Below are 21,514 nucleotides of genomic sequence, written 5' to 3'. Positions count from 1 at the left end.
GTGATCCGAGTCACGGAAGTCGGGCTTCCTCGGCCTCCACAGGCACGCTGAGAGCCGGACGGCATTTGATGGGGGACCCCTGGCCACTTGCGTGACCAGGGGTTTCCCTGTGGCGGCGTGCCCCCGGCAGGACTTGAACCTGCGACCTAGAGATTAGAAGGCTCTTGCTCTATCCAGCTGAGCTACGAGGGCCGACGTCGGCGACGTTGGGTGTCGCCCAGCATCGGCAGCTTAGCCGTCGCCAACCTGTCGATCGTTCGACACCGCCAGATCGTTTCAGGTCGAGCCCACCGTTTTTTGGAACGCCCGTGAGCGCGTCACGACGCGGGGTGACGCGCCCACGGGCCGGGGCCGCTTCGGGGGAGCGGCCCCTGGGTTCGTGCAGGTCGCGAGTCGACTCTTCCGCGAGTGACCGGCACGAACCGCCGGGGTGGTCAGTCCCAGATCTTGAGGGCGCGGATCACGAACGGTCCCTGGGGGACGTAGGTGCCGCCACCCGGATAGGTGATGAAATCTCCTTCGGTCGTGCACTCCTCGCTTTGGTAAATCGTCACGTCGCGGCTCAGCCGGTTGACGAACGAATGTCCGTCGAAGCCTTCGGGTAAGGGAATGCATTCGTCGGGATTGGAGGTACGCAGGTCGAATTTGTGCACCGCGCCGCCGTACGATTCTTCGTCCCAGACGCAGAACTCGCCCTTCTGGCAGGCGGGTTCGGGCGGCGCCGTGGTGGCGTTCGCGACTCCGGCGCTGGTCAGCAGGCCGAACATGGCCAGCAGGAGCACGTGCGGGAGGCGGGCGCGCAGGTTCGTCAAACGTCGTTGCATGGCTGGGTTCTCCCCCGTGAATCGGCGGCTCGGGTGCCGTCGGTGAATGTGTGATTCCACGATGACCCGACGGGAAGGCTTTGTCAGCCCGCATTTCTACTTCTGTGGATAAGTAGTTGTGCGCCGCTCGATCGGGGCGAGTTGTCCACAGATCACCGGGACCGCCTTGTGCTCGCCGAAAACGGCTGCTAAGCGGGCGCGGTGGAGTCCCGGACGACCAGTGCGGTGGGGATTTCGGCGGGCGCGGGCGTCTTTTCCCCGCGCAGCAGGGTCAGCACCAGATCACCGGCCGCGCGCCCCTTGGCGGCGAGGTCCTGTCGGACCGTCGTCAGCGGTGGTTCGGACCACCGTGCGGGCGGGACGTCGTCGAAGCCCACGACGGAAAGATCACCCGGAACCGACAGCCCGAGTTGTCTCGCCGCCGAGATCGCCGCCAGTGCCAGCAGGTCCGACATGCACAACAGCGCGGTCGGCCGTGGATGCCGGTCGAGCAGCCTGAAGGCGCTCGGGATGGCCCCCTCGACCGAGATTCCGGACGCTTCCCAGATCGGCACGTCCGCCATCGGGACACCCGCTTCGGCCAGCGTCTCCAGGTAGCCGGCCATCCGCTCGCGGTTGTTGTGCAACCGGCTGTTCCCGGCCTCAGCCGCGCTCAGTTCGCCGCCGCGTGGCGCCGAGAGGCACTGCGCCGAGAAGATCCCGATCCGCCGATGCCCGAGGCCGAGCAGATGCCGGGCCGCCGCGGCCGCCCCCGCCCGGTCAGTCACCCCGATCCTCGCGGAACCACGGATACGCGGCTGGTCGATCACCACCAGCGGCATCCCCCGATCACGGACGGCGTTCAGCGCCGGGGCACCGTCGGCCAGCGAATACGCCACCGCGATGTCGGCCTGCGCGGTCAGGATCCGCTCCGCGCGCGGCCCGCCGCTCTCGCCGTCGCCGGGGAGCAGCAGGAGGGCGTGACCCTCGGGATCGACGACGGTCGAGAGCGCGTCGAGGGTGAGCGACAGCGCGGGATCGGAGAAGGCCGTCGAAAGATGGTTGTCGAGCAGGACGGCGATCGCGCCGGTGCGGCTGGTGGCCAGGCTGCGGGCGGTCGGGTTCGGCCCCGCGTACCCGATCTTCTTGGCTGCGCGAAGCACCTCTTCGCGCAGTCGGGCGGACAGCTGATCGGGCCGGTTGTAGGCGTTGGAGACGGTCGCCCGCGACACCCCGACGGCGTCGGCGACATCGTCCAACGTCGGCCTTCGCCGTCGGGTGCTGGTCACGGCGGCAGTCTAGTCCTGACCTCGGCCGGTGGACTTTCTGAAGCGCTTAAGTCATTCTGGGGGAAGAGGAAATGGAAGGGAGACTGGGGTCTATGCGTGACCGTACGGCCGTTTTCGTCGTGTTCGCGCTCAACGGGGCCGCGCTCGGCTCCTGGGCGCCGCGGACTCCCGCGTTGTCGGAACGAGTGGGCGCCTCGCCGGGTGTCTTCGGCCTCGCCCTGCTGGGCGCCAGCGTCGGCATGCTGATCGCGGCGTCGGTTTCGGGACGGCTGATTGAGCGCCACGGTGCCCGCGCGGTGGTCGCGGGCAGCACGATCATCGCCTGCGCCGCGCTGCCGATGATCGGCTTCTCGACGTCGGTCGCCCTGCTCGCCGGGGCCTTGTTCGTCCTCGGCGCGAGTGTCGGCGCGCTGGACGTGGCGATGAACGTCGCCGGAGTCGAGGTCGAGCGCCGGTCCGGACGCGCGATCATGCCGATCTTGCACGCCGGGTTCAGCTTCGGCGCGCTGGCGGGTTCCATCGCCGCCGGATTCGCCGCGTCGCACCACTGGTCACCGGGGCGGCATCTCACGGTCGCCGCGTTGGCCGCGCTGGTGGTGCTCGCCTTCGTCATCGTCGCCGTGCCCGGAGCGCGGCCCGAGCACACCGAACCCGTCGAGAAGCCGCGGGTGGCGCCGATCAAACGGCCCGTCCTCTGGCTGCTCGCCGCCATCGCGTTGTTCTCGGCGATCGCGGAAGGCGCGAGTTCGGACTGGTCCGCCCTGCTGATGACGTCCGTGCACGGGGTCGGCGACGGCGCCGCGGCGTTCGCCTATTCCGGATTCGCACTGGCCATGGCGCTCGCCAGGCTCGCGGGCGCCTGGGTTCAGAACCGCTTCGGCGCGACCCGTGCGCTGGCGGTGGGTGCCGGTATCGCCGCGGCAGGGCTCGTCCTCGCCGCGCTGGCCCGCGTTCCCGTGTTCGGGTTCGTCGGCTTCGCGCTGGCGGGCGCCGGGCTGGCCGCTGCCTTCCCGATCGCGTTGAGCCTCGCGGGCGCGTCGGGCAAACGCGCGGACGGTACCGGAGGCGAGCGGGAACTGGCCTTCGTCACCGCGATCGCCTACACCGGTTTCCTTGCCGGGCCACCCCTGATCGGCGGGATCGCGCAGGTGACGTCGCTTTCGGTGTCGTTCCTGTTCGTCGGACTGACCGCCGCGCTGATCGTGCCGTCCGCGGTGGCCGCGGCTCGGGCGCGCAAACGGGAGGAGGTTTCCGAACCCGTCGCCCGTTGACATCCTCGCCGTGACGCGGGCAAGCTGATTGCTCAGTAAACTGAAATGAATGCGACTCGTTCGCTGTTTCAGGACGGCTGATCCGGGGAGGAGCGGCGTGAGGGTGCTGATGCTCGGCGGCGGCGTGGGGATCCTGACCGGTCGTCACCAGGTGCCCGGGATCCCGGCGCGACTGGTGCAGACCACGTTGCCCCGGCTCGTCCTGGTCCCGCTGGTCTTCCGGCTGGTGATGCTGGTGCAGGCGCTGTTGTCGGCGGGTCTCGACGGGCCTTCGGTGCTGTGGGCGTTCGCGCTGATGCACCTCGTGCCGAACGTCGCCGAAGCCGTCTGGGTCTTCCGGTGGTCTCCGGCCGGTACGCGAATGGTGCCGGTGGCCGACGCCGGGTTCGCCGTCCTCTTCGTCCTGGCGGCGGCGCTGATCTCGCCGGATCTCGCGATCACGTCGATCACCTGGACCCATCTGATGGGCACGGTGATGATCTGGGCCCTGCTGCGTGGCGCGCTGGCGGGGTCCTTGGTCGCCGGCGTGGCGGTGGCGCTGAACACCCTGCTGGACCCGGCTTCTTCGCTGGGGCTCTTCCTCGCCCTCGCGACCGCGTTGGTGGCGTCCCTCGCGATCGTCGGCCTGGTCGGCGCTTCGATGCGGTTCGCGCTCGGGTTCGGGGAGCAGCAGGGACGGGCGGCGGAACGCGAACGGCATCGCCGCGACGTCCACGACACGGTCCTGCAGGTGATGGAGTCGTTCGCCATCCCCGCGCCCGCCGACGAACTCGATCCGGCGGCCAGCCTCGACCGCCTCCGCCGGACCGCTCGCGCCCAGGCGATGCGCATCCGGATCAGCCTCGAGCACGAGTCCACCGAGAGGATCGGACTGCACCAGCGGTTGCGGTTGCTCGCCGCCGAAATGGCCGCGGAAGGCCTGCGCGCCGAGGTCGTCATCCAGGACGACTGTGCTCCGGAACTCCCGGAAGAAGCGGCCATGGCCCTGCACGACTCGGTCAGGGAAGCCTTGCGCAACACGCTGAAGCACTCCGGGACCCGGCGGGCCGTCGTCAGCGTCGAGGAGATCGGCGGCGGGGTTTCCCTGACGGTGCGCGATCACGGCGCCGGTTTCGATGTCGGCGACCGGCGGCGCGGCTTCGGCCTCGAGAACTCGATCATCGCGCGGATGGCGGAAATCGGCGGTTTCGCGAGGATCGAATCCACGCCGGGGCTGGGAACCCGGGTGGTGCTCCTCGCGCCGTCAGTCTTGCGTGTCCCCGTCGGGTGAGTCGCGCCACTGGCGGAACGGGCGGTCCAGCATCCATTTCCCATTCGTGCGCTCGACGACGCGGTATTCGCAGGTCGTCGGGTTGGACAGGGATTCGAACAGCTCGATGCTCCAGCCGAAGAGACGGCGGCACAGCAGCCGGATGGTCAGCCCGTGCGAGACGACCAGCACGGTTTCGGGGTGATCTTCGCCGCACGCCGCCAGCTCGCTGAGGAACGCCGCGACCCGGTCGTCGACGTCCGCGCCGGATTCGCCGAACGGGAGCCGGTAGAAGAAGTGCCCGAATTCGTGGCGCCGCTGCTTCTGGACCTCCTGCTCCAGCGGATCCTGGAGGTTGCCCCAGTCCTGCTCCCGCAGCCTCGGCTCCGGCACGATCCGCTCGCACTCGTCCCGGATGTCCAGTAGCCGCAGCGTTTCCCGCGTCCGCAGATACGGGCTGACGTAGACCGCCGGTCGCTGCCCGCCGAGGAGTTCCGCGATCTCCGGGCCCGCCAGTTCCGCCTGCTCGCGGCCGGCCTCGGTCAGCGGGAGAGCGTGGTCGGGAATCCGGGTGTAAGCGAGCTCGTCGACGTTGCCGAGCGACTCGGCATGCCTCAGCAGGATGATCCGCACGCCGCCATCTTGCCCTTCGCGCGCCCGGCATACCCTCGTGACGTGCCTTCAGACCCCGAGACGAAACCGGCCCCGTCCGCGCGGAAGGCCGGTGTCCTGCCGCTGGTGTCGATCGGTGCGCTGCTGGCCGCGGTGGTGGCCGTCGGCCTGGTCGCGCTGACCGGTGGCGCCGGTTACGTCATCGCCGGCCTGCCGGATCCCGGGCTGGTGACCCGCTACGGCATCACCGTCGTCCGGGTGCTGGCCGAGGCGGCTTCGGTGCTGTGCGTGGGTTCGCTGCTGCTCGCCGCGTTCCTCGTCCCGCCGCAGAAGTCCGGCACGCTCGCGGCCGACGGCTACGCGGCCATCCGTGTCGCGGGCGTCGCCGCATGGGTCTGGTTCTTCGCGGCCGCCGCGTCGATCTTCTTCTCCGCGGCCGACGGCGCCGGCCGCCCGTTCACCGAGGTGCTCTCGCCGCAGGTGCTGATCGACCTCGTCGACGCCATCGAGCAGCCCAAGGCATGGCTGTTCACCGCGTTGATCGCACTGCTGGTCGCGCTCGGCTGCCGTCTCGCGCTGACCTGGGGCTGGACGACGGTGGTCTTCTTCCTGTCCGTCGGCGGCCTCGTTCCTGTCGCGGTCACGGGCCATTCCGCGAGCGGTGGCTCGCACGACATGGCGACCAACAGCCTGCTGTACCACCTGGTCGCCGCCGCGCTGTGGGTCGGCGGCCTGGTCGCGCTGCTCGCGCTCGGCTGGCGCCGCGGCGAGAACCTGAAGCTCGCCGCGTCGCGGTTTTCCAAGCTGGCGCTGGTCTGCTGGATCGTGATGGCGATCTCCGGCGTCGTCAACGCGCTGGTGCGGATCAGGATCGCCGACCTGTTCACCACCGACTACGGCCTGCTGGTGCTCGCGAAGATCGTCGCGTTGCTGCTGCTCGGCGTCTTCGGCCACCAGCAGCGGCAGAAGGGTGTCGCCGGGCTGGTGAACGGCGCGGGCGGCGGGCAGCTGCTGCGGCTCGCCGCCGTCGAGGTGCTGATCATGTTCATCACCATCGGCATCGCCACCGGGCTCGCGAAGACCCCGCCACCGCAGGAATCGCTCACCCAGCCGTCGACCACGGAACTGCTGATCGGCTACGACCTCTACGGTCCGCCGACCGTCTTCAGGCTGCTCACGGACTGGCGGTTCGACCTCGTCTACGGCACGCTCGCGCTCGTTCTCGCCGGGCTGTACCTCGCCGGGGTCCGGCGGCTGCGGCGCCGCGGCGACACCTGGGCCACGGGCCGGACGGTCGCGTGGCTCGGCGGTTGTTTCGTGCTGCTGATCGCGACGTCGTCCGGCATCGGGCGGTACGCGCCCGCGATGTTCAGCGTGCACATGGGCAACCACATGCTGCTGTCCATGGTGGCGCCGGTGCTGTTCGTGCTCGGCGGACCCGTGACGCTCGCGCTGCGCGCACTGCCCGCGGCGGGCAAGGACGCCCCGCCCGGACCGCGTGAATGGCTCCTCGCCTTCGTGCACTCGCCGCTTTCGCGGTTCCTGACGCATCCGATCGTCGCGCTGCTGTTGTTCGTCGGTTCCTTCTACGGCCTGTACTTCTCGGGCCTGTTCGACTCCGCGCTGAACTACCACTGGGCGCATCTGGCGATGAACGCGCACTTCCTGCTCGCCGGATACGTCTTCTACTGGCCGGTGATCGGCGTCGACCCCGCACCACGACGGCTCCCGCCGCTGGGGCGGCTGGGGATGATGTTCGCCGCCATGCCGTTCCACGCGTTCTTCGGGATCGCGCTGATGAGCATGCAGACCGTGCTCGGGCAGGACTTCTACCGCGGGCTGAAGCTGCCGTGGGTCACCGACCTGCTCACCGATCAGCGGCTCGGCGGCGGGATCGCGTGGGCGTCCGGTGAGCTGCCGGTCCTGCTGGTGCTGGTCGCACTGCTGGTGCAGTGGGCGCGCCAGGACGAACGGGAGGCCCGGCGGCGGGATCGCCGCGAGGACGCATCGGGTGACGCGGATCTGACCGCCTACAACGCGATGCTGAAGAAACTCGCGGATCAGGGCCGGGGCCCGGGTTCCGGCTCGTAACGCTTTGACCGGACTCGTGCCGGGGCGGTGGCTCAAGTCCTCGAGCCGATCAGCACAGGCAGGGCCACTACCGCTCCGGCGCTGACCGTCTCCTACCACATCTCCGCGCCCACGCCGGCCGTTCGGTCCGAGTTGTCCACAGGAAGCCCACATCGCCCGGAGTTGTCCACAGATCCGGTTCGCGTCCTTTTCCGCCCTTCGATCCGAGGCAGTCTGTGATCAAGGGAAACGCCGGGAAGGTCCCGGAACGAGGAGAAGGGCGAGTGTGATGGCGATGGGCGAAACGTGGGTGACCATGATCGGCAACCTGACCAGCGAACCGGTCCACCATCCGGAGCGGGTGCACGGCCACGATGTCGTGTCGTTCGGCTTGCGGAGTGTCGAACGCCGGTACGACAAGGAAAGAGGGGAGTGGGGCGAGGGGCGGCAGCTCGCGGTCAAGGTCACCTGCTGGCGCAAGCTGGCGATGGCGGCGTTCTCCTGCCTCAGCAAGGGCGATCCGGTGATCGTGGCCGGACGGCTGCGCGGCGCCGAAACCGCGGAGGAGATCCCGGCGCCTCTGGGTCTACCTGAGCTTGAGGCCTTCTCCATCGGGCCCAACCTCGCGCGTTGCTCGGCCGAGATCCACCGGATGGGACGCGACCGGCCGAGGGCGATCCCGCTGTCCCCGCCGCCCGGGGGGAATCCCATGGTCACCGCGCTGGAGGACGCACCCGCGGCCGGAGGTGCCGATGCTCGTTCAGTGATGTCGGGCTGACTGACGGTAGCTCGATGGTGACCGCCGTCGAGTCCGCGATCGGCTCGCTCTACGATCGCTTGTATGGCCGAGTTCATCTACACCATGAAGAAGGTGCGCAAGACCGTCGGGGACAAGGTCATCCTCGACGACGTCAGCACCGCGTTCTACCCCGGCGCCAAGATCGGCGTGGTGGGGCCGAACGGCGCGGGTAAGTCCACCGTTCTGAAGATCATGGCGGGGATCGAGCAGGCCAGCAACGGCGAAGCCTTCCTCCAGCCTGGCGCCAGCGTCGGCATCCTCATGCAGGAGCCGGAGCTCAACGAGGAAAAGACCGTCCGCGAGAACGTCGAAGAGGGTCTCGGCGACATCAAGGTCAAGCTCAACCGCTTCAACGAGGTCGCCGAGCTGATGGCGACCGACTACAGCGACGAGCTGATGGAGGAGATGGGCAAGCTCCAGGAGGACCTCGACCACGCCGACGCGTGGGAGATCGACTCCGCGGTGGAGCAGGCGATGGACGCCCTGCGTTGCCCGCCGCCGGAAGAGCCGGTCACCCACCTCTCCGGTGGTGAGCGTCGCCGGGTCGCGCTGTGCAAGCTGCTCCTGTCCGCGCCCGACCTGCTGCTCCTCGACGAGCCCACCAACCATCTGGACGCCGAAAGCGTGCTGTGGCTGGAACAGTTCCTGGCGAACTACGCCGGTGCCGTCCTCGCCGTCACCCACGACCGGTACTTCCTGGACAACGTCGCCGAGTGGATCATGGAGCTCGACCGCGGCCGCGTCGTCGGCTACGAGGGCAACTACTCGACGTACCTGGAGAAGAAGCGCGAGCGCCTCGAAGTCCAGGGCAAGAAGGACGCCAAGCTCGCCAAGCGGCTGAAGTCCGAACTCGAATGGGTCCGGTCCAACGCCAAGGCGCGCCAGACCAAGTCGCGGTCCCGGCTCGACCGCTACGAAGAGATGGCCGCGGAGGCGGACAAGCACCGCAAGCTCGACTTCGAAGAGATCCAGATCCCGCCGGGGCCCCGGCTGGGCAGCGTGGTCGTCGAGGTCGAGAAGCTGCGCAAGGGGTTCGACGACCGTGTGCTGATCGACGGGCTGTCGTTCGACCTGCCGCGCAACGGCATCGTCGGCGTGATCGGGCCGAACGGTGTCGGCAAGACGACGCTGTTCAAGACGATCGTCGGGCTCGAGGAGCCGGACGACGGCCAGGTGAAGATCGGCGAGACGGTCAAACTGTCCTATGTGGACCAGAACCGTGGCGGAATCGACCCGAAGAAGACGGTATGGGAGGTGGTTTCGGACAAGCTGGACTACATCCACGTCGGGCAGACCGAAATGCCCTCGCGTGCCTACGTCAGCGCGTTCGGTTTCAAGGGGCCGGACCAGCAGAAGCCGGCGGGCGTGCTCTCCGGTGGCGAGCGCAACCGGCTGAACCTGGCACTGACCCTCAAGCAGGGCGGGAACCTGATCCTGCTCGACGAGCCGACGAACGACCTGGACGTCGAGACCCTGGGCTCGCTGGAGAACGCTCTCGAGCAGTTCCCCGGTTGCGCCGTGGTCATCTCGCACGACCGGTGGTTCCTCGACCGGGTCGCGACGCACATCCTCGCCTGGGAAGGCACGGACGAGAACCCCTCGCAATGGTTCTGGTTCGAAGGTAACTTCGAGGGCTACGAGAAGAACAAGGTCGAACGTCTCGGTGCCGAGGCGGCTCGTCCGCACCGCGTCACCCATCGCAAGCTGACCCGCGACTGAGGGCCGGGGGTTCCCCGTGGAAGCCAGCAAGCGCCAACGGCCGGGCTCGCCCACCACTTTGGTGGGTGGGCGGACGGCTGCCACCGGGGGAACCCTGTCCGCTGTCGGCAGGCTGATCGAACGCGCGGACGCCCTGCACCTGAGGGCGCCCGAGCTCGCCTTGGTCCTCGGGGAGCGAGCGGCAGCGCTCGCCGAGGCCGCCGGTGCCGACGAACAGTGGATCCGCGCGGAGAGCCTGGTGGTGAGCGCGCGGGTGCGGCTGGGTGGCCGTCCCCGGACGGTCGGCAGGGCGGTGGCCGCCCTGCGCGCCGCCGAACACGCGGGCTACGGCGACATCGCCGCCCGGTTGCGGATCGACTTGGCGGTCTGCGCGCGCAGTGTCGGCATCCCGTTGACGGGGCTGGCCGCGCTGCGTCCGTTGCTGGCGGATCCGGCGGTCTCGCCGGCGCACCGGGCAGAGGCGTTGTGTCACCTCGTCGGCTGCTTGGCGCAGTTCGGCCGCAAGGCGGAACTGGATCGGGTGCTGGCCGAGGCGGACAAGCTGGTGCTCGGCGACGGCTCGATGACGGCGGACTCGCAACTGCTGATCCGCGCGATGCTGCGGGTCGGGGTGTCGGCGCACCGTCGCCGTCACGGAGATCTGACGTCGGCCGCCGACGCCGCGCGGACCGGGCTCGGCATGCTCGAAAAGCTCGCGAATCCTGACGACGACGGAGGTCTCGTCCGGATCAGGCTGGTCCTGCAACTCGTCTGCACGTTGCTGGACAGGGGCGACACGGAGGTGGCGCTGGAGGTCGCGCAGCCGATCCTCGACGCGCCCGTCCGGGCCGCCGGGATCGCGCCTGCCGCGTGGCTGCGGCTGGCGGTGGCCACCCGTGTCCTGCTGCCCGCGGGATCCGGGGAAGCCGCGGGCATGCTCGTCCGTGAAGCGGTCGCCGCGACCGAGGATCACAACCTGCACGCCGTCACGGCACGGCTGTGGCTGGAACTCGCGCAGATCGAGGAACGGCTCGGGCGGGCCGAGGAGGCCATCGGCTGCCTGCATCGTTCGCGTGCCGCCGAGCACCTGCACTCGCGGGCGCGCAGGCAGGCGTGCAACGTCCTGGTCGGCGAGTTCGGAGCGGCCGAGAACGCGGCTGTCGACCTCGACGACGTCCTGCGGGCCGTCGCCGGGAGGCCGTCGGCGACCTCGATGCAGGTTCCGGCGCCGGAACCCGCCGAGGTGACCGCGGTGATGGCGCCGATCGACGCGGCGCCCCCGAAGCGGGCCGCGGCCGAGCCGCCGGTCCGTCGCGAGCCGACGCAGCCCGTGCGGCAGGACACGCAGGCGGAACCCGCGCGGGTACGGCAGAGCAGGCAGAGGGAACCCGCTCCGGTGCGGCAGAGCCGACAGACAGAATCCGCTCCGGTGCGGCAGGCGCCGGTCGAGGTCCCCCGTCCCGCCGAGCCGCCACGTCCGGTGGAGCCCGCCGTGACGCCGGTCGCGGAAAAGATCGAAACACCGGTGTTGAAACCGCCGCCCCGTCCGGAGCCCGTTCAGGAAGCGGCGGCGTCCGACAGTGACTGGCGCCGCCGGGTGCCGAAAAAACCTCAGCAACCCAAGCCGTCGATCCGGTTCGAGCCCAGGGCCGAACCCGTCGCGCCGAAACTGATGCCGCCGCCGAAACCGGAGCCCGCGCCCGCGTCGCGTCCGGGCCTGGAGACCGGCCGGCGACGCCGTCCGGAGGCTCCCGCTCCTCGCGAGACCGTCGCGGCCGAACCAGCGGTCGCCCAGCCCGAAACCCCGGCCGCGCGACGGCGGCCCGAGCCCGAGGCGCCAGTCCGGGCCGAAGAACCGGTGTGGACTGAGGAACCGGTGCGGGCCGAGGAACCGATGCCCGTGGCGTTCCCGGAATCCGTGGCCCCGGAGTTGCTTCTCGCTCCCGAACCCGCGGCCGAACCCCGGCCGCGTATGGCGGCGGAGGTCCGGACTCCGCGTCCGCCGGGGACCGCCGCCCCGTTGTGGGAGAGCGACGAGTGGGCGGCCGAAGAGCGTGCCCGCCGGTCTTCCGCTCCCGTTTCGCGCAAGACCAGGCACGACGCCGAACACGGTTCCGTGGCGGCCAAGTCGGTGCTGGACCGGCTCGGGATTTCGAGCGCCGGAGGGCAGGGCGGTGGCCGCCGCCGCGCGGACGGCGCCGCGGATCCCGTGCATCCGGAACCCGTCGCCGAAGAGCGTGCCGACTCCGGCCGTGCCCGTCGAGAGCAGCCCCCGGTCGAGTACGCCGAACCCGCCGTGCCGCTCGCGCCGCCGCCTCGGGAAGACCCGCCGCCGCCTCCGAACCGCGAAACCCGGGAAAGCCCTCGCCCGAGCGCCAAGGAAGAGGTCGCGGATCCGTGGCTGCCGCGGCTGCGGATGCCGCCCGCGCTGGATCCGTTGACCGACACCGGTTCCTGGCGGCCGATCACGCCGTTCCCGGAGAGCTACGCCCGCGCGATCGCGGAGGACGAGCCGCCGCCGGACGCCGGTCTCGCCGACCTGCTCGCCCGCGCGCTCGCGGAGCATCAGGCGGGCACCGCCAGCGCCGCCGCGCTCGTGAAGCAGCTCGGTTCCCAGGACTCGGGAAAGCGTCCGGTCAACGGCCACGACCGGCACCGCGCCAACGGAAGCGACTGACCACGCGATAGCAAAGGTCCCTTGCTCACCTCGGTGGGAACCGAACGTGGCTTGAACGATTCAGTCGGTCCGGCGGGACCGTCCGCCGCGCCCTCGCGGGGCAATGGGTGCTGGTCACCCCGGTGCGGCGGGGCTCGGGAAGGGCCGGACAGACCGCCGATGTGACCGGTGAGTAGCTGAACCGATCACGGCGATTCCGGTATCTGAGCAGGGAAATCTTCGACGGCGGGGAAGGACCCGGCCTTGTGGGGCCGACTGTCCGGAGCTGTAGGTTGGGTCTGGGCCGGTACAGAGTCGTGCCGGTCGCGGTGTCAATCTCGCTACAGTGGAGAGTTGCCTCAAATGAGCTCGACGGGAGTCTCGTCCCTGCCCGGAAAAGATGTCGGCACCGAGGATGGCGCCCGGCGCCGGTCGGCGAACCCGGAGCAGATCCGGGACGACCTGATCGACGCCGCCGCGGCATACGCCCCGGAGATCGGCGACTTGATCCGCCTGTACTACCGGCACATCCCGGCCGAAGAGATTCTCGGTGACGACCCGGTCGACCTCGTCGGCGCCGTCCGCTCGCACCTCCAGCTGGCGAAGGACCGGATGCCCGGCCGTCCCGCGGTGCGGTTGCTGAACCCGACAGGCCCCGAAGACGGCTGGACGCGTGAGGCGACGGTCGTGCAGGTCGTCACGGACGACATGCCGTACCTGGTGGATTCCGTCGCGGCGGAGTTCGCGCGGGACGGGGTGCAGGTGCAGCGCATCGTGCACCCGATCGTCGTGGTGACCCGCGATCTGACCGGTGAGCTGCTGGAGGTCCACCCGGACGCCGACCCGGCGGAGCCGCCGTCGAACTCGGCCGCCGAATCGTGGATGTACATCGAGATCGACCTGGTCACGGACCCGAACCGGGCCCGCGAGCTGGACAACCGGCTGTCGTCGGTGCTGGGTGATGTCCGCGAGGTCGTCGAGGACACCGACAAGATGGCGGAGACGGCTCGCCGTCTCGCCGACGAGCTGGACGCGAACCCGCCCCAGCTGTCGCCGCACGAGGTCGCGGAGGGTGCCCGGCTGTTGCGCTGGCTGGCCGACGGCCACTTCACCTTCCTCGGTTACCGCCGTTACGAGCTGATCGACAACCCGCATCCGGACAGCGACGAGCCCGCCCTGCGCGCGGTACTGGCCACCGGTCTGGGTGTGCTGCGTCAGGACAGCCTGGCCGCGCGCAGCCTCACCGCCGGTCCCGACACGGCGGCGTCCGCGCTCGCGCCGACGCTGCTGGTGCTGACGCAGGCGAGTGCGCCGTCGACGGTGCACCGTCCGGTCTACCCGTACTACGTCGGCGTGAAGACGTTCGACGCCAACGGGACGGTCACCGGCGAACACCGCTTCCTCGGCATGTTCACCACCACCGCCCTGCACGAGAACGTGCTGGACATCCCGGTGGTCTGCAACCGGGTCCGAGAGGTCATCCACCGCGCGGGCTTCCCGATGGAGTCCTTCTCCGGCCAGCGGATGCTCGAGGTGCTGCAGAACTGGCCGCGCGCGGACCTGTTCTCGGCCGACACCGATTCGCTGTACTCGACGACGACGGGCGCGATCACGCTGTCGGATCGCAGACGGCTGCGCCTGTTCCTGCGCCGCGACCCGTACGGCCGTTTCTACTCATGCCTCGTGTACCTCCCGCGTGACCGCTACACGACCCGTTCGCGGCTCGCGATGCAGGAGGTCCTGCTCGAAGAACTCGAAGGCACGCAACTGGAGTACAGCGCGCGCATCGGTGAGACCGTGCTCGCGCAGGTGCACTTCATCGTGCACACCGATCCGTCGCAGCGGTCCGAACCGGACACCTTGCGCATCCAGGAACGGCTCAACGAAGCCGTTCGAGGCTGGGACGACCGGATGGTCGAGGCGATCCTCGCCGAGCGCCGCGAGCGCGCCGGCGACAGTGGCGTCGCGATCGGCCTGATGGTCGAGGAGTCCGCTGGCGAACAGGGGCAGCGGTTCGCCGCGGTGTTCCCCGAGGGTTACAAAGAGGACTTCACCGCGCTCGAAGCGCTCGCGGACCTCCGTGCCCTGGAGGCGCTGACCGACGAGGGCGACCTGTCGATGTCGTTCTACCTGCCGGCCGACGCCGAGGCGGGGGAGCGGCGCTTCAAGCTGTACCTGCGCGGCGAGGGCGTCACCCTCTCCCAGGTGCTCCCGGTCCTGCAGCGGATGGGCGTCGAGGTCGTCGATGAACGTCCGTACGAACTGCGCCGCGAGGACGGCGGCCGGTCGTGGATCTACGACTTCGGCCTGCGGATCGACCCGCAGGTCCTCGACCAGGCGGACAACGATCTCCGCACCCGCTTCCAGGACGCCTTCCATGCTGCCTGGCGCGGCGACTGCGAGGTCGACGGTTTCAACGGCCTCGTCCTGCGCGCCGGGCTCACCTGGCGTCAGGCGGCCATCCTGCGGGCCTATTCGCGGTACCTGCGCCAGACGAAGATCCCGTTCTCGCAGGAGTACATCGAGAACACCGTCCTCGCGCACACCGACATCGCCACCGCGCTGGTGCGGCTGTTCGAGACCCGCTTCGATCTCTCGCTCGGCGAGGAGGCCCGCGCGTCGCAGGCCGAGCAGCTGACCACCGAGATCGGCAAGCTGGTCGACGAGGTGACCAGCCTCGACGAGGACCGGATCCTGCGACGGCTGATGGCGGTCATCCTCGCCACGCTGCGCACGAACTACCACGTCACCGACGGCGAGGGGAACTCCCGCCGGTACCTGGCGCTCAAGCTCGACCCGAGCGCGGTGCCCGAACTGCCCGAGCCGCGGCCGAAGTACGAGATCTTCGTGTACTCGCCCCGGGTCGAGGGTGTGCACCTGCGCTTCGGTGACGTCGCGCGCGGTGGCCTGCGCTGGTCCGACCGCCGGGAGGACTTCCGCACGGAGATCCTCGGCCTGGTCAAGGCGCAGGCGGTCAAGAACGCGGTCATCGTGCCTGTCGGCGCGAAGGGCGGCTTCGTCGTGAAGCGGCCGCCGACGGCTACAGGTGACCCGGGCCTCGACCGTGACGCCCAGCTGAACGAGGGCATCGCCTGCTATCGGATGTTCATCTCCGGCCTGCTGGACGTGACGGACAACCGCGTCGAAGGCAAGACCGTTCCGGCGCCGGGCGTGGTCCGCCACGACGGCGACGACAGCTACCTCGTGGTGGCGGCCGACAAGGGCACCGCGAAGTTCTCCGACATCGCGAACGAGGTCTCGGCGAACTACGGGTTCTGGCTGGGCGACGCCTTCGCTTCCGGTGGCTCGGTCGGCTACGACCACAAGGCCATGGGCATCACCGCGAAGGGTGCTTGGGAGAGCGTCAAGCGCAACTTCCGTGAGCTGGGCAAGGACACCCAGACCGAGGACTTCACCGTCGTCGGCATCGGCGACATGATGGGTGACGTCTTCGGCAACGGCATGCTCCTCTCGGAGCACATCCGGCTGGTGGCCGCCTTCAACCACCTGCACATCTTCCTCGACCCGAACCCGGATTCGGCGACCTCGTTCGCCGAGCGGCGCAGGCTGTTCGACCTGCCGCGTTCGTCCTGGGAGGACTACGACCGCTCGCTGATCAGCGAGGGCGGCGGGATCTTCTCGCGGTCGGCGAAGACGATCCCGATCAGCCCGCAGGTCCGTGAGGCGCTCGGCCTCGGCGAGGACGTCACGAAGCTGGCGCCGAACGACCTCATGCAGGCGATCCTGCTGGCCCCGGTCGAACTGCTGTGGAACGGCGGCATCGGCACCTACGTCAAGGCCGAGAACGAGACCCACGCCGACGCGGGCGACAAGGCCAACGACGCCGTGCGTGTCAACGGGAACCAGCTTCGCGTCAAGGTCGTCGGCGAGGGCGGGAACCTGGGGCTGACCCAGCTCGGCCGGATCGAGTTCGCCCGCACGGGCGGCAAGATCAACACCGACGCGCTCGACAACTCCGCCGGCGTCGACTGCTCCGACCATGAGGTCAACATCAAGATCCTGCTGGATCACCTGATCTCGACCGGATCGCTGGACGCCGAGCAGCGCAACGAACTGCTGGAGCAGATGACCGACGAGGTCGGCGAGCTGGTGCTGGCCGACAACTACCGGCAGAACGCCGTGCTCGGCGTCAGCCGCGCGCACGCCGGTCCGATGGTCTCGGTGCACCAGCGGCTCGTCGCGGCGCTGGTCGCGAAGGGCGCTTTCGACCGCAAGCTCGAAGCGCTGCCGAGTTCGGCGGAGTTCCGCGCGCTGGAGAAGGCGGGCGAAGGCCTCACCTCGCCGGAGCTGGCGACGCTGCTCGCACACGTCAAGCTCGACCTGAAGGACGAGTTGCTGGCGAGCGAGCTGCCGGACTCCGAGGTGTTCTCGCGTCGCCTGCCCGAGTACTTCCCGAAGCCGCTTCGGGAACGCTTCGGCGACGCGATCTTCCAGCACCCGCTGAAGCGCGAGATCATCACGACGATGGTGGCCAACGAGGTCGTCGACGGCGCCGGGATTTCGTACGTCTTCCGCCTGATGGAGGAGATGAACGCGACCGCGACCGACGCCGTCCGCGCGTACGCCGTGGTCACCCACGTGTACGACCTGCCGTCGCTGTGGGCCCAGATCGACGCGCTGGACAACGTCGTGCCGACCGAGGTCGCGGACGAGATGATGCTGGAGACCCGCAGGCTGCTCGACCGGGCCGCCCGCTGGTTCCTCACCAACCGGCCGCAGCCGCTGGCCCCGCTCGCCGAGATCAACCGGTTCGGCCGGGTCGTCGGCGAACTGGCCCCGCGGGCGCATGAGCTGCTTCGCGGTGTCGAGTGCGCTTCGGTGGACGCGAACACCGAGCGGCTGATCGAGAAGGGCGTCCCGGCGGAACTGGCGGAGCGGGTCGCGCTCCTGCTGCACACCTTCGGCCTGCTCGACGTCACCGACGTCGCGGAACTCGCCGAGCAGCAGGCGGGCATCGACGCGGTGCACACCCCGGCGGAGACCGCGGGCCTGTACTACGCGCTCTCCGATCACCTCGGCATCGACAAGATGCTGACGTCGATCAGTGGTCTCGAACGCGGAAACCGCTGGCACGCGCTCGCGCGGCTGGCGTTGCGGGACGACGTGTACGGTTCCTTGCGGACGATCACGCTGGACGCGTTGCGGCACAGCGATTCGGGCACCGACCCGGACGAGAAGATCGCGCACTGGGAGAAGACGAACGCTTCGCGGTTGCAGCGGGCCCGCGTCGCGCTGGACGAGATCAGCCAGTTCGGCAAACTCGACCTGGCGACGCTGTCGGTGGCGGCGAGGCAGATCCGGAGCACGGTGAGGTAGTGGCGTACATTTCCCTGATCCGGCCGCGCTGGTCGGATATGGACGTCTACGGGCACGTCAACCACGCGAATCTGGTGACCCTGCTCGAAGAGGCACGGATCCCCCTGCTGTTCGGGGACGCCGTCCGGGCCGGGCTCACCGAACTGCCCAAGGGCATCGTTGTGGTGAAGCTGGCCGTCCATTACCGTTCGCCGATCGTGGTGTCCGATCAGGACATCCGGGTGGAGATCTCGTTGAAGGACTTGAAGCACGCCAGCTTCACCCTCGGCTACCGGGTGCACGCCGGGCCCGCCGGGTCCGACAAGGTCGCGGTCACCGCGGAGACGGTGCTCGCGCCGTTCGACACCAGGTCGGAGCGGCCCCGGCGGCTGACCGAGGACGAACGCGCCTTCCTGGAGAAGGGGTTCGCGGATGCCTGAGCTCGTCATCCCGGACGCGGGTGACCGCGAAACGCTCGGCGCGTTCGTGGCCAGGGCGGTCCGGCTCGACCAGAACACGCTGGTGCGGCTTCGGCAGCGCGGTGACGGCGTCGTCGAGGCGTGGAGCACGACCCCGTTCGAGGTCCTCGCCACCAGGGCGGTCGCCGGCGACATCACGCCGTCGGACGTCACCGTATCTGGGAACGAGCTGCTCGCCGCGCTGACCGTGGCCGGCGGCGAGCGGATGGACCCGGGCCCGGCCCGCGACCTGATGTGGCATTCCGAGCTGCCCGCTTCCGGCCGCTGGCAGCTGGTGGACGAACTGCCGGCGACGGTGATCTCGGAGCTGGCCGATCGGGGCGTCACACTGGCCCGCGACAACGTCGGACCGCACGGCAACCCGCCCGCCTCGCTGATGGACCAGACGGTGCTCACCGTTTCGGGCAACGAGCAGGAGATCAAAGTCCAGATGCGGTGCCTGTTCGCGCTGTCGGGGATGGGTTTCGTGGACTCGTCGATCGACGGCGACGTCGTCCGGGTGACCGCGACGGATTCGTGGATGCGCATCGACGCCAGGTACGGCGCCGTGCTGAAGCGCCGTCACGCGCTCCTGCCGCTGCTGTTCTGACGAGTCCCTTACCGCTTCACACCGCGGGTGGCTTCCGGCCGCCCGCGGTGTCAGGCTGTCCCCATGACCGACAAGGACGCTGGTAAGGACGGGGAGGACCCGACCGCGGACTTCCTCGCCGAGGTCCGGCCGGAGGAGACCCCGTGGCGGACCGAGCGTCCGCCGGGTGAGGAGGCGCCGGAACGCGCCGAACGCCCGGAGAAATGGGGCCGTGCCAAATCCGCCGGACGAGCCGCGGCGAAGGCGGCGCCCTACGTCCAGGCCGCCGCGCTGGCGACCTGGATCGTCTCGGGCACCCTCGACGACTCAGCCGACTCCGGCGACTCCGGGTTCGACCTGGGCTCCTCCGGCGACGCCTGACACCTTCGCGATTCGGCACCTGCTTGCGGTAGTCCGGATCGCGAACCATCGCAAGCAGGTGCCGAATTGCGGGGACTGGGTTAGAGCTTCGAGCGCATCGCCCGCATGCGTTCGATCTCGGCGGTCTGGCCGGTGATGACCTCCTGCGCCATCTCCTGCGCCTTGATCTCCACGCCCTTACCCAGCTGGGTCTCGGCCATGGTCAGCGCGCCCTGGTGATGCGCGATCATCAGGTCGAGGAACAGCTTTTCGAACGCCACCCCGTTCGCCGCGCGCAGATCCGCCAGCTGGGACTCGGTCGCCATACCCGGCATGAGCGCGTGATCGTGCCCCCCGCCGTGGTCGCCGTGGCCCGTGCCCGGCACCGGCTTGCCGCGGTCGGCAAGCCAGGTCTTCATCATCGCGATTTCGCCGTCCTGCGCGACCGAGATCCGGCCGGCGATGGCCCGGATCTGCTCGTTCGCCGTCTTGCCCGGCACCAGGTCGGTCATCACTTTCGCCTGCTGATGGTGGGGGATCATCATCGTCATGTACTCGACGTCGGCCTCGTTGGGCTGATCGCGGTTCACCGGGCCGGGAACACCGGTGCCCGCCTGCTCGCCGGGCTTCCCGGGAGCGATGACCGGTGCGCTCTGGGCCGGTGCGGCCGGGTTTTCGTCGCCATTGCAGCCCGAGACTACGAAAGCGGCAACGAGCAGCGCCGATGTCAAACTTTTTCTCATCCCGGGAGATCCTCCGTTGGTCGGTATCTGCTGAGCCTAAATAAGGAATAAGGTGCGCGTAAAGCTGGGTGGAAGGAGAGCCATATCGTGCTGCAGCCTGGGCTGAAACGCCGCTTGACCAGGGTCTTCGTGTCGGCGGCCGCAGTCGCCGCCCTCGGGGCCTCCAGCGCGCTCGCCGCGCCGGCCGTCACCGCCGAACCGTCGGCGACCGCGATTCCGGGGGTGGACGAGATCGTCCACAGCCCGAACCTCCGGTCGATCGCGAACCTCCCGCAGCAGGGACCGTTCACCAAGGACTCGACCGGCACCGACATCGCGTTCACCAAGGGTCACGCGATCATCGGCACGTACGACGGCTTCAACGTCTACGACGTCCGCAACCCCTACCGCCCGAAGATCGTCAGCCAGGTCCTGTGCCCCGGTGGGCAGAACGACGTGTCGGTCTCCGGCGACCTGCTCTTCCTCTCGACCGACGCGTCACGCAGCGACAACTCCTGCAACAGCGTCTCGAAGCCCGCTTCGGACAAGACGGCGTGGGAGGGCATCAAGGTCTTCGACATCTCGAACCTCGCGGCGCCGAAGTACGTCGCGGCGGTCGAGACCGACTGCGGTTCGCACACCAACACCCTGGTGCCGGACAAGCGCGGCAAGGACGTCTACATCTACGTCTCGTCGTACGCGCCGGCGGCGAACCTGCCCGACTGCCAGCCGCCGCACGACAAGCTGTCGATCATCAAGGTCCCCGTGAAGGACCCGGCGAAGGCTTCGCTCGTCGCGACGCCGGTGATGTTCCCGGCCGCCGACGGCGGCGGCAACCCCGGCGGTCCCAACCCCGACGGCACCCGCCGGTCGGAGACCACCGGCTGCCACGACCTGACGGCGCTGCCGGAGAAGGATCTGATGGCCGGTGCCTGCATGGGTGACGGTGTCCTGATCGACATCTCCGACCGGCTCAAGCCGCGGGTCATCAACCGCGTGCAGGACAACGTGAACTTCGCGTTCTGGCACAGCGCCACCTTCAACAACGACGCCACCAAGGTCGTCTTCACCGACGAGCTCGGCGGTGGCGGGATGGCCACTTGCCTGGAGAAGTTCGGCCCCACTCGCGGCGCCAACGGCATCTACCAGATCACCGGCCGCGGGGACAACCGCAAGCTGGAGTTCGTCAGCTACTACAAGATCCCGCGTCTGCAGTCCGAGACCGAGAACTGCGTGGCGCACAACGGTTCGCTGATCCCGGTGCCGGGCAAGGACATCATGGTCCAGTCGTGGTACCAGGGCGGCATTTCGGTGTGGGACTTCACCGACGCGAAGCGGCCGAAGGAGATCGCGTACTGGGAGCGGGGCCCGCTCTCGAACGAGAAGCTCGTCGGCGGTGGAACCTGGTCGGCGTACTGGTACAACGGCCACATCTTCTCGTCCGACATCGTGAAGGGTCTGGACGTCCTGGACCTCAACGACTGGCGGACCGCTCCGGCGAAGCTCGTCCGGCAGAACGAGTTCAACGCCCAGACGCAGTACAAGCTGCACCCGGGCTTCAACAAGTGACCCACTAGCGTGAGATGAAAGGCCCCTTCATTGCAAAATTTGCAATGAAGGGG

General features: G+C 69.2%; 15 protein-coding genes and 1 tRNA gene. 11 read left to right on the top strand and 5 right to left on the bottom strand.

The genetic code is table 11. The features are described from left to right. Positions 1-118 precede the first annotated feature (118 nt). From ACIHAO_RS33875 to ACIHAO_RS33865, 3 genes are all read right to left on the bottom strand, one after another. Positions 119-192: transfer RNA gene (locus ACIHAO_RS33875), tRNA-Arg, on the bottom strand. 242 nt (positions 193-434) lie between these two features. Continuing rightward, on the bottom strand, positions 435-824 hold the full coding sequence (locus ACIHAO_RS33870; protein WP_396564801.1) for a peptidase inhibitor family I36 protein: 390 nt from the start codon (positions 822-824) through the stop codon (positions 435-437). 188 nt (positions 825-1,012) lie between these two features. Beyond that, a complete protein-coding gene (locus tag ACIHAO_RS33865; RefSeq protein ID WP_396564910.1) occupies positions 1,013-2,062 on the bottom strand; it encodes a LacI family DNA-binding transcriptional regulator in 1,050 nt (349 codons plus the stop codon). A 122-nt stretch (positions 2,063-2,184) separates the two neighbouring features. Between ACIHAO_RS33865 and ACIHAO_RS33860 the strand changes: the two genes are divergently transcribed. After that, complete coding sequence (locus ACIHAO_RS33860; RefSeq protein WP_396564799.1) at positions 2,185-3,363, top strand: MFS transporter; 1,179 nt, start codon at positions 2,185-2,187, stop codon at positions 3,361-3,363. Between the two features lie 103 nt (positions 3,364-3,466). Next, on the top strand, positions 3,467-4,633 hold the full coding sequence (locus ACIHAO_RS33855; RefSeq protein ID WP_396564908.1) for a sensor histidine kinase: 1,167 nt from the start codon (positions 3,467-3,469) through the stop codon (positions 4,631-4,633). Here ACIHAO_RS33855 and ACIHAO_RS33850 read toward each other — a convergent pair. Further along, entirely contained in the window at positions 4,607-5,245 is a 639-nt protein-coding gene (locus tag ACIHAO_RS33850; RefSeq protein ID WP_396564797.1) for a histidine phosphatase family protein, read from the bottom strand. The two genes, ACIHAO_RS33855 and ACIHAO_RS33850, sit on opposite strands and share 27 nt — an antisense overlap. Positions 5,246-5,287: 42 nt before the next feature. On the opposite strand from ACIHAO_RS33850, the gene ACIHAO_RS33845 reads away from it, so the two are divergent. The 8 genes from ACIHAO_RS33845 (at position 5,288) to ACIHAO_RS33810 (ending at position 19,191) form a co-directional block, all read left to right on the top strand. Further along, the gene (locus tag ACIHAO_RS33845; protein WP_396564795.1) at positions 5,288-7,315 is read left to right on the top strand and encodes a cytochrome c oxidase assembly protein; all 2,028 of its coding nucleotides are present in this window, start codon (positions 5,288-5,290) and stop codon (positions 7,313-7,315) included. A 274-nt stretch (positions 7,316-7,589) separates the two neighbouring features. Further along, a complete protein-coding gene (locus ACIHAO_RS33840) occupies positions 7,590-8,072 on the top strand; it encodes a single-stranded DNA-binding protein (RefSeq protein ID WP_396564793.1) in 483 nt (160 codons plus the stop codon). A gap of 63 nt (positions 8,073-8,135) precedes the next feature. After that, positions 8,136-9,812 (top strand): energy-dependent translational throttle protein EttA, encoded by a 1,677-nt coding sequence (ettA, locus tag ACIHAO_RS33835; protein WP_396564791.1) that lies wholly within the window; start codon positions 8,136-8,138, stop codon positions 9,810-9,812. Positions 9,813-9,828: 16 nt separating this feature from the next. After that, on the top strand, positions 9,829-12,468 hold the full coding sequence (locus tag ACIHAO_RS33830) for a hypothetical protein (RefSeq protein ID WP_396564789.1): 2,640 nt from the start codon (positions 9,829-9,831) through the stop codon (positions 12,466-12,468). A 342-nt stretch (positions 12,469-12,810) separates the two neighbouring features. Next, positions 12,811-17,784, top strand: a complete 4,974-nt coding sequence (locus tag ACIHAO_RS33825; RefSeq protein ID WP_396564787.1) for an NAD-glutamate dehydrogenase — start codon at positions 12,811-12,813, stop codon at positions 17,782-17,784. Continuing rightward, the gene (locus ACIHAO_RS33820) at positions 17,784-18,203 is read left to right on the top strand and encodes an acyl-CoA thioesterase (protein ID WP_396564785.1); all 420 of its coding nucleotides are present in this window, start codon (positions 17,784-17,786) and stop codon (positions 18,201-18,203) included. The genes ACIHAO_RS33825 and ACIHAO_RS33820 overlap by 1 nt, the downstream gene beginning before the upstream one ends. Beyond that, the gene (locus ACIHAO_RS33815; RefSeq protein ID WP_396564783.1) at positions 18,196-18,831 is read left to right on the top strand and encodes a hypothetical protein; all 636 of its coding nucleotides are present in this window, start codon (positions 18,196-18,198) and stop codon (positions 18,829-18,831) included. Before ACIHAO_RS33820 ends, ACIHAO_RS33815 begins: the two co-directional genes overlap by 8 nt. A gap of 63 nt (positions 18,832-18,894) precedes the next feature. Then, positions 18,895-19,191, top strand: a complete 297-nt coding sequence (locus ACIHAO_RS33810; protein ID WP_396564781.1) for a hypothetical protein — start codon at positions 18,895-18,897, stop codon at positions 19,189-19,191. A gap of 80 nt (positions 19,192-19,271) precedes the next feature. Here the strand turns inward: ACIHAO_RS33810 and ACIHAO_RS33805 are convergent, their stop codons facing one another. Beyond that, a complete protein-coding gene (locus ACIHAO_RS33805; RefSeq protein WP_396564779.1) occupies positions 19,272-19,913 on the bottom strand; it encodes a DUF305 domain-containing protein in 642 nt (213 codons plus the stop codon). Positions 19,914-20,000: 87 nt separating this feature from the next. Between ACIHAO_RS33805 and ACIHAO_RS33800 the strand changes: the two genes are divergently transcribed. Beyond that, the gene (locus ACIHAO_RS33800; protein ID WP_396564777.1) at positions 20,001-21,461 is read left to right on the top strand and encodes an LVIVD repeat-containing protein; all 1,461 of its coding nucleotides are present in this window, start codon (positions 20,001-20,003) and stop codon (positions 21,459-21,461) included. Positions 21,462-21,514 lie beyond the last annotated feature (53 nt).

The organism is Amycolatopsis sp. NPDC052450, from assembly GCF_044547565.1.
Classification (GTDB): domain Bacteria; phylum Actinomycetota; class Actinomycetes; order Mycobacteriales; family Pseudonocardiaceae; genus Amycolatopsis.
This window is presented reverse-complemented; position numbering and strand designations above follow the sequence as displayed.

Excerpts from the sequence above, each read along its gene's own strand:
- ACIHAO_RS33870 (WP_396564801.1), bottom strand. The coding sequence starts at position 824 with ATGCAACGACGTTTGACGAACCTGCGCGCCCGCCTCCCGCACGTGCTC.
- ACIHAO_RS33860 (WP_396564799.1), top strand. The coding sequence starts at position 2,185 with ATGCGTGACCGTACGGCCGTTTTCGTCGTGTTCGCGCTCAACGGGGCC.
- ACIHAO_RS33840 (WP_396564793.1), top strand. The coding sequence starts at position 7,590 with ATGGGCGAAACGTGGGTGACCATGATCGGCAACCTGACCAGCGAACCG.
- ettA (WP_396564791.1), top strand. The coding sequence starts at position 8,136 with ATGGCCGAGTTCATCTACACCATGAAGAAGGTGCGCAAGACCGTCGGG.
- ACIHAO_RS33825 (WP_396564787.1), top strand. The coding sequence starts at position 12,811 with ATGAGCTCGACGGGAGTCTCGTCCCTGCCCGGAAAAGATGTCGGCACC.
- ACIHAO_RS33815 (WP_396564783.1), top strand. The coding sequence starts at position 18,196 with ATGCCTGAGCTCGTCATCCCGGACGCGGGTGACCGCGAAACGCTCGGC.
- ACIHAO_RS33810 (WP_396564781.1), top strand. The coding sequence starts at position 18,895 with ATGACCGACAAGGACGCTGGTAAGGACGGGGAGGACCCGACCGCGGAC.
- ACIHAO_RS33805 (WP_396564779.1), bottom strand. The coding sequence starts at position 19,913 with ATGAGAAAAAGTTTGACATCGGCGCTGCTCGTTGCCGCTTTCGTAGTC.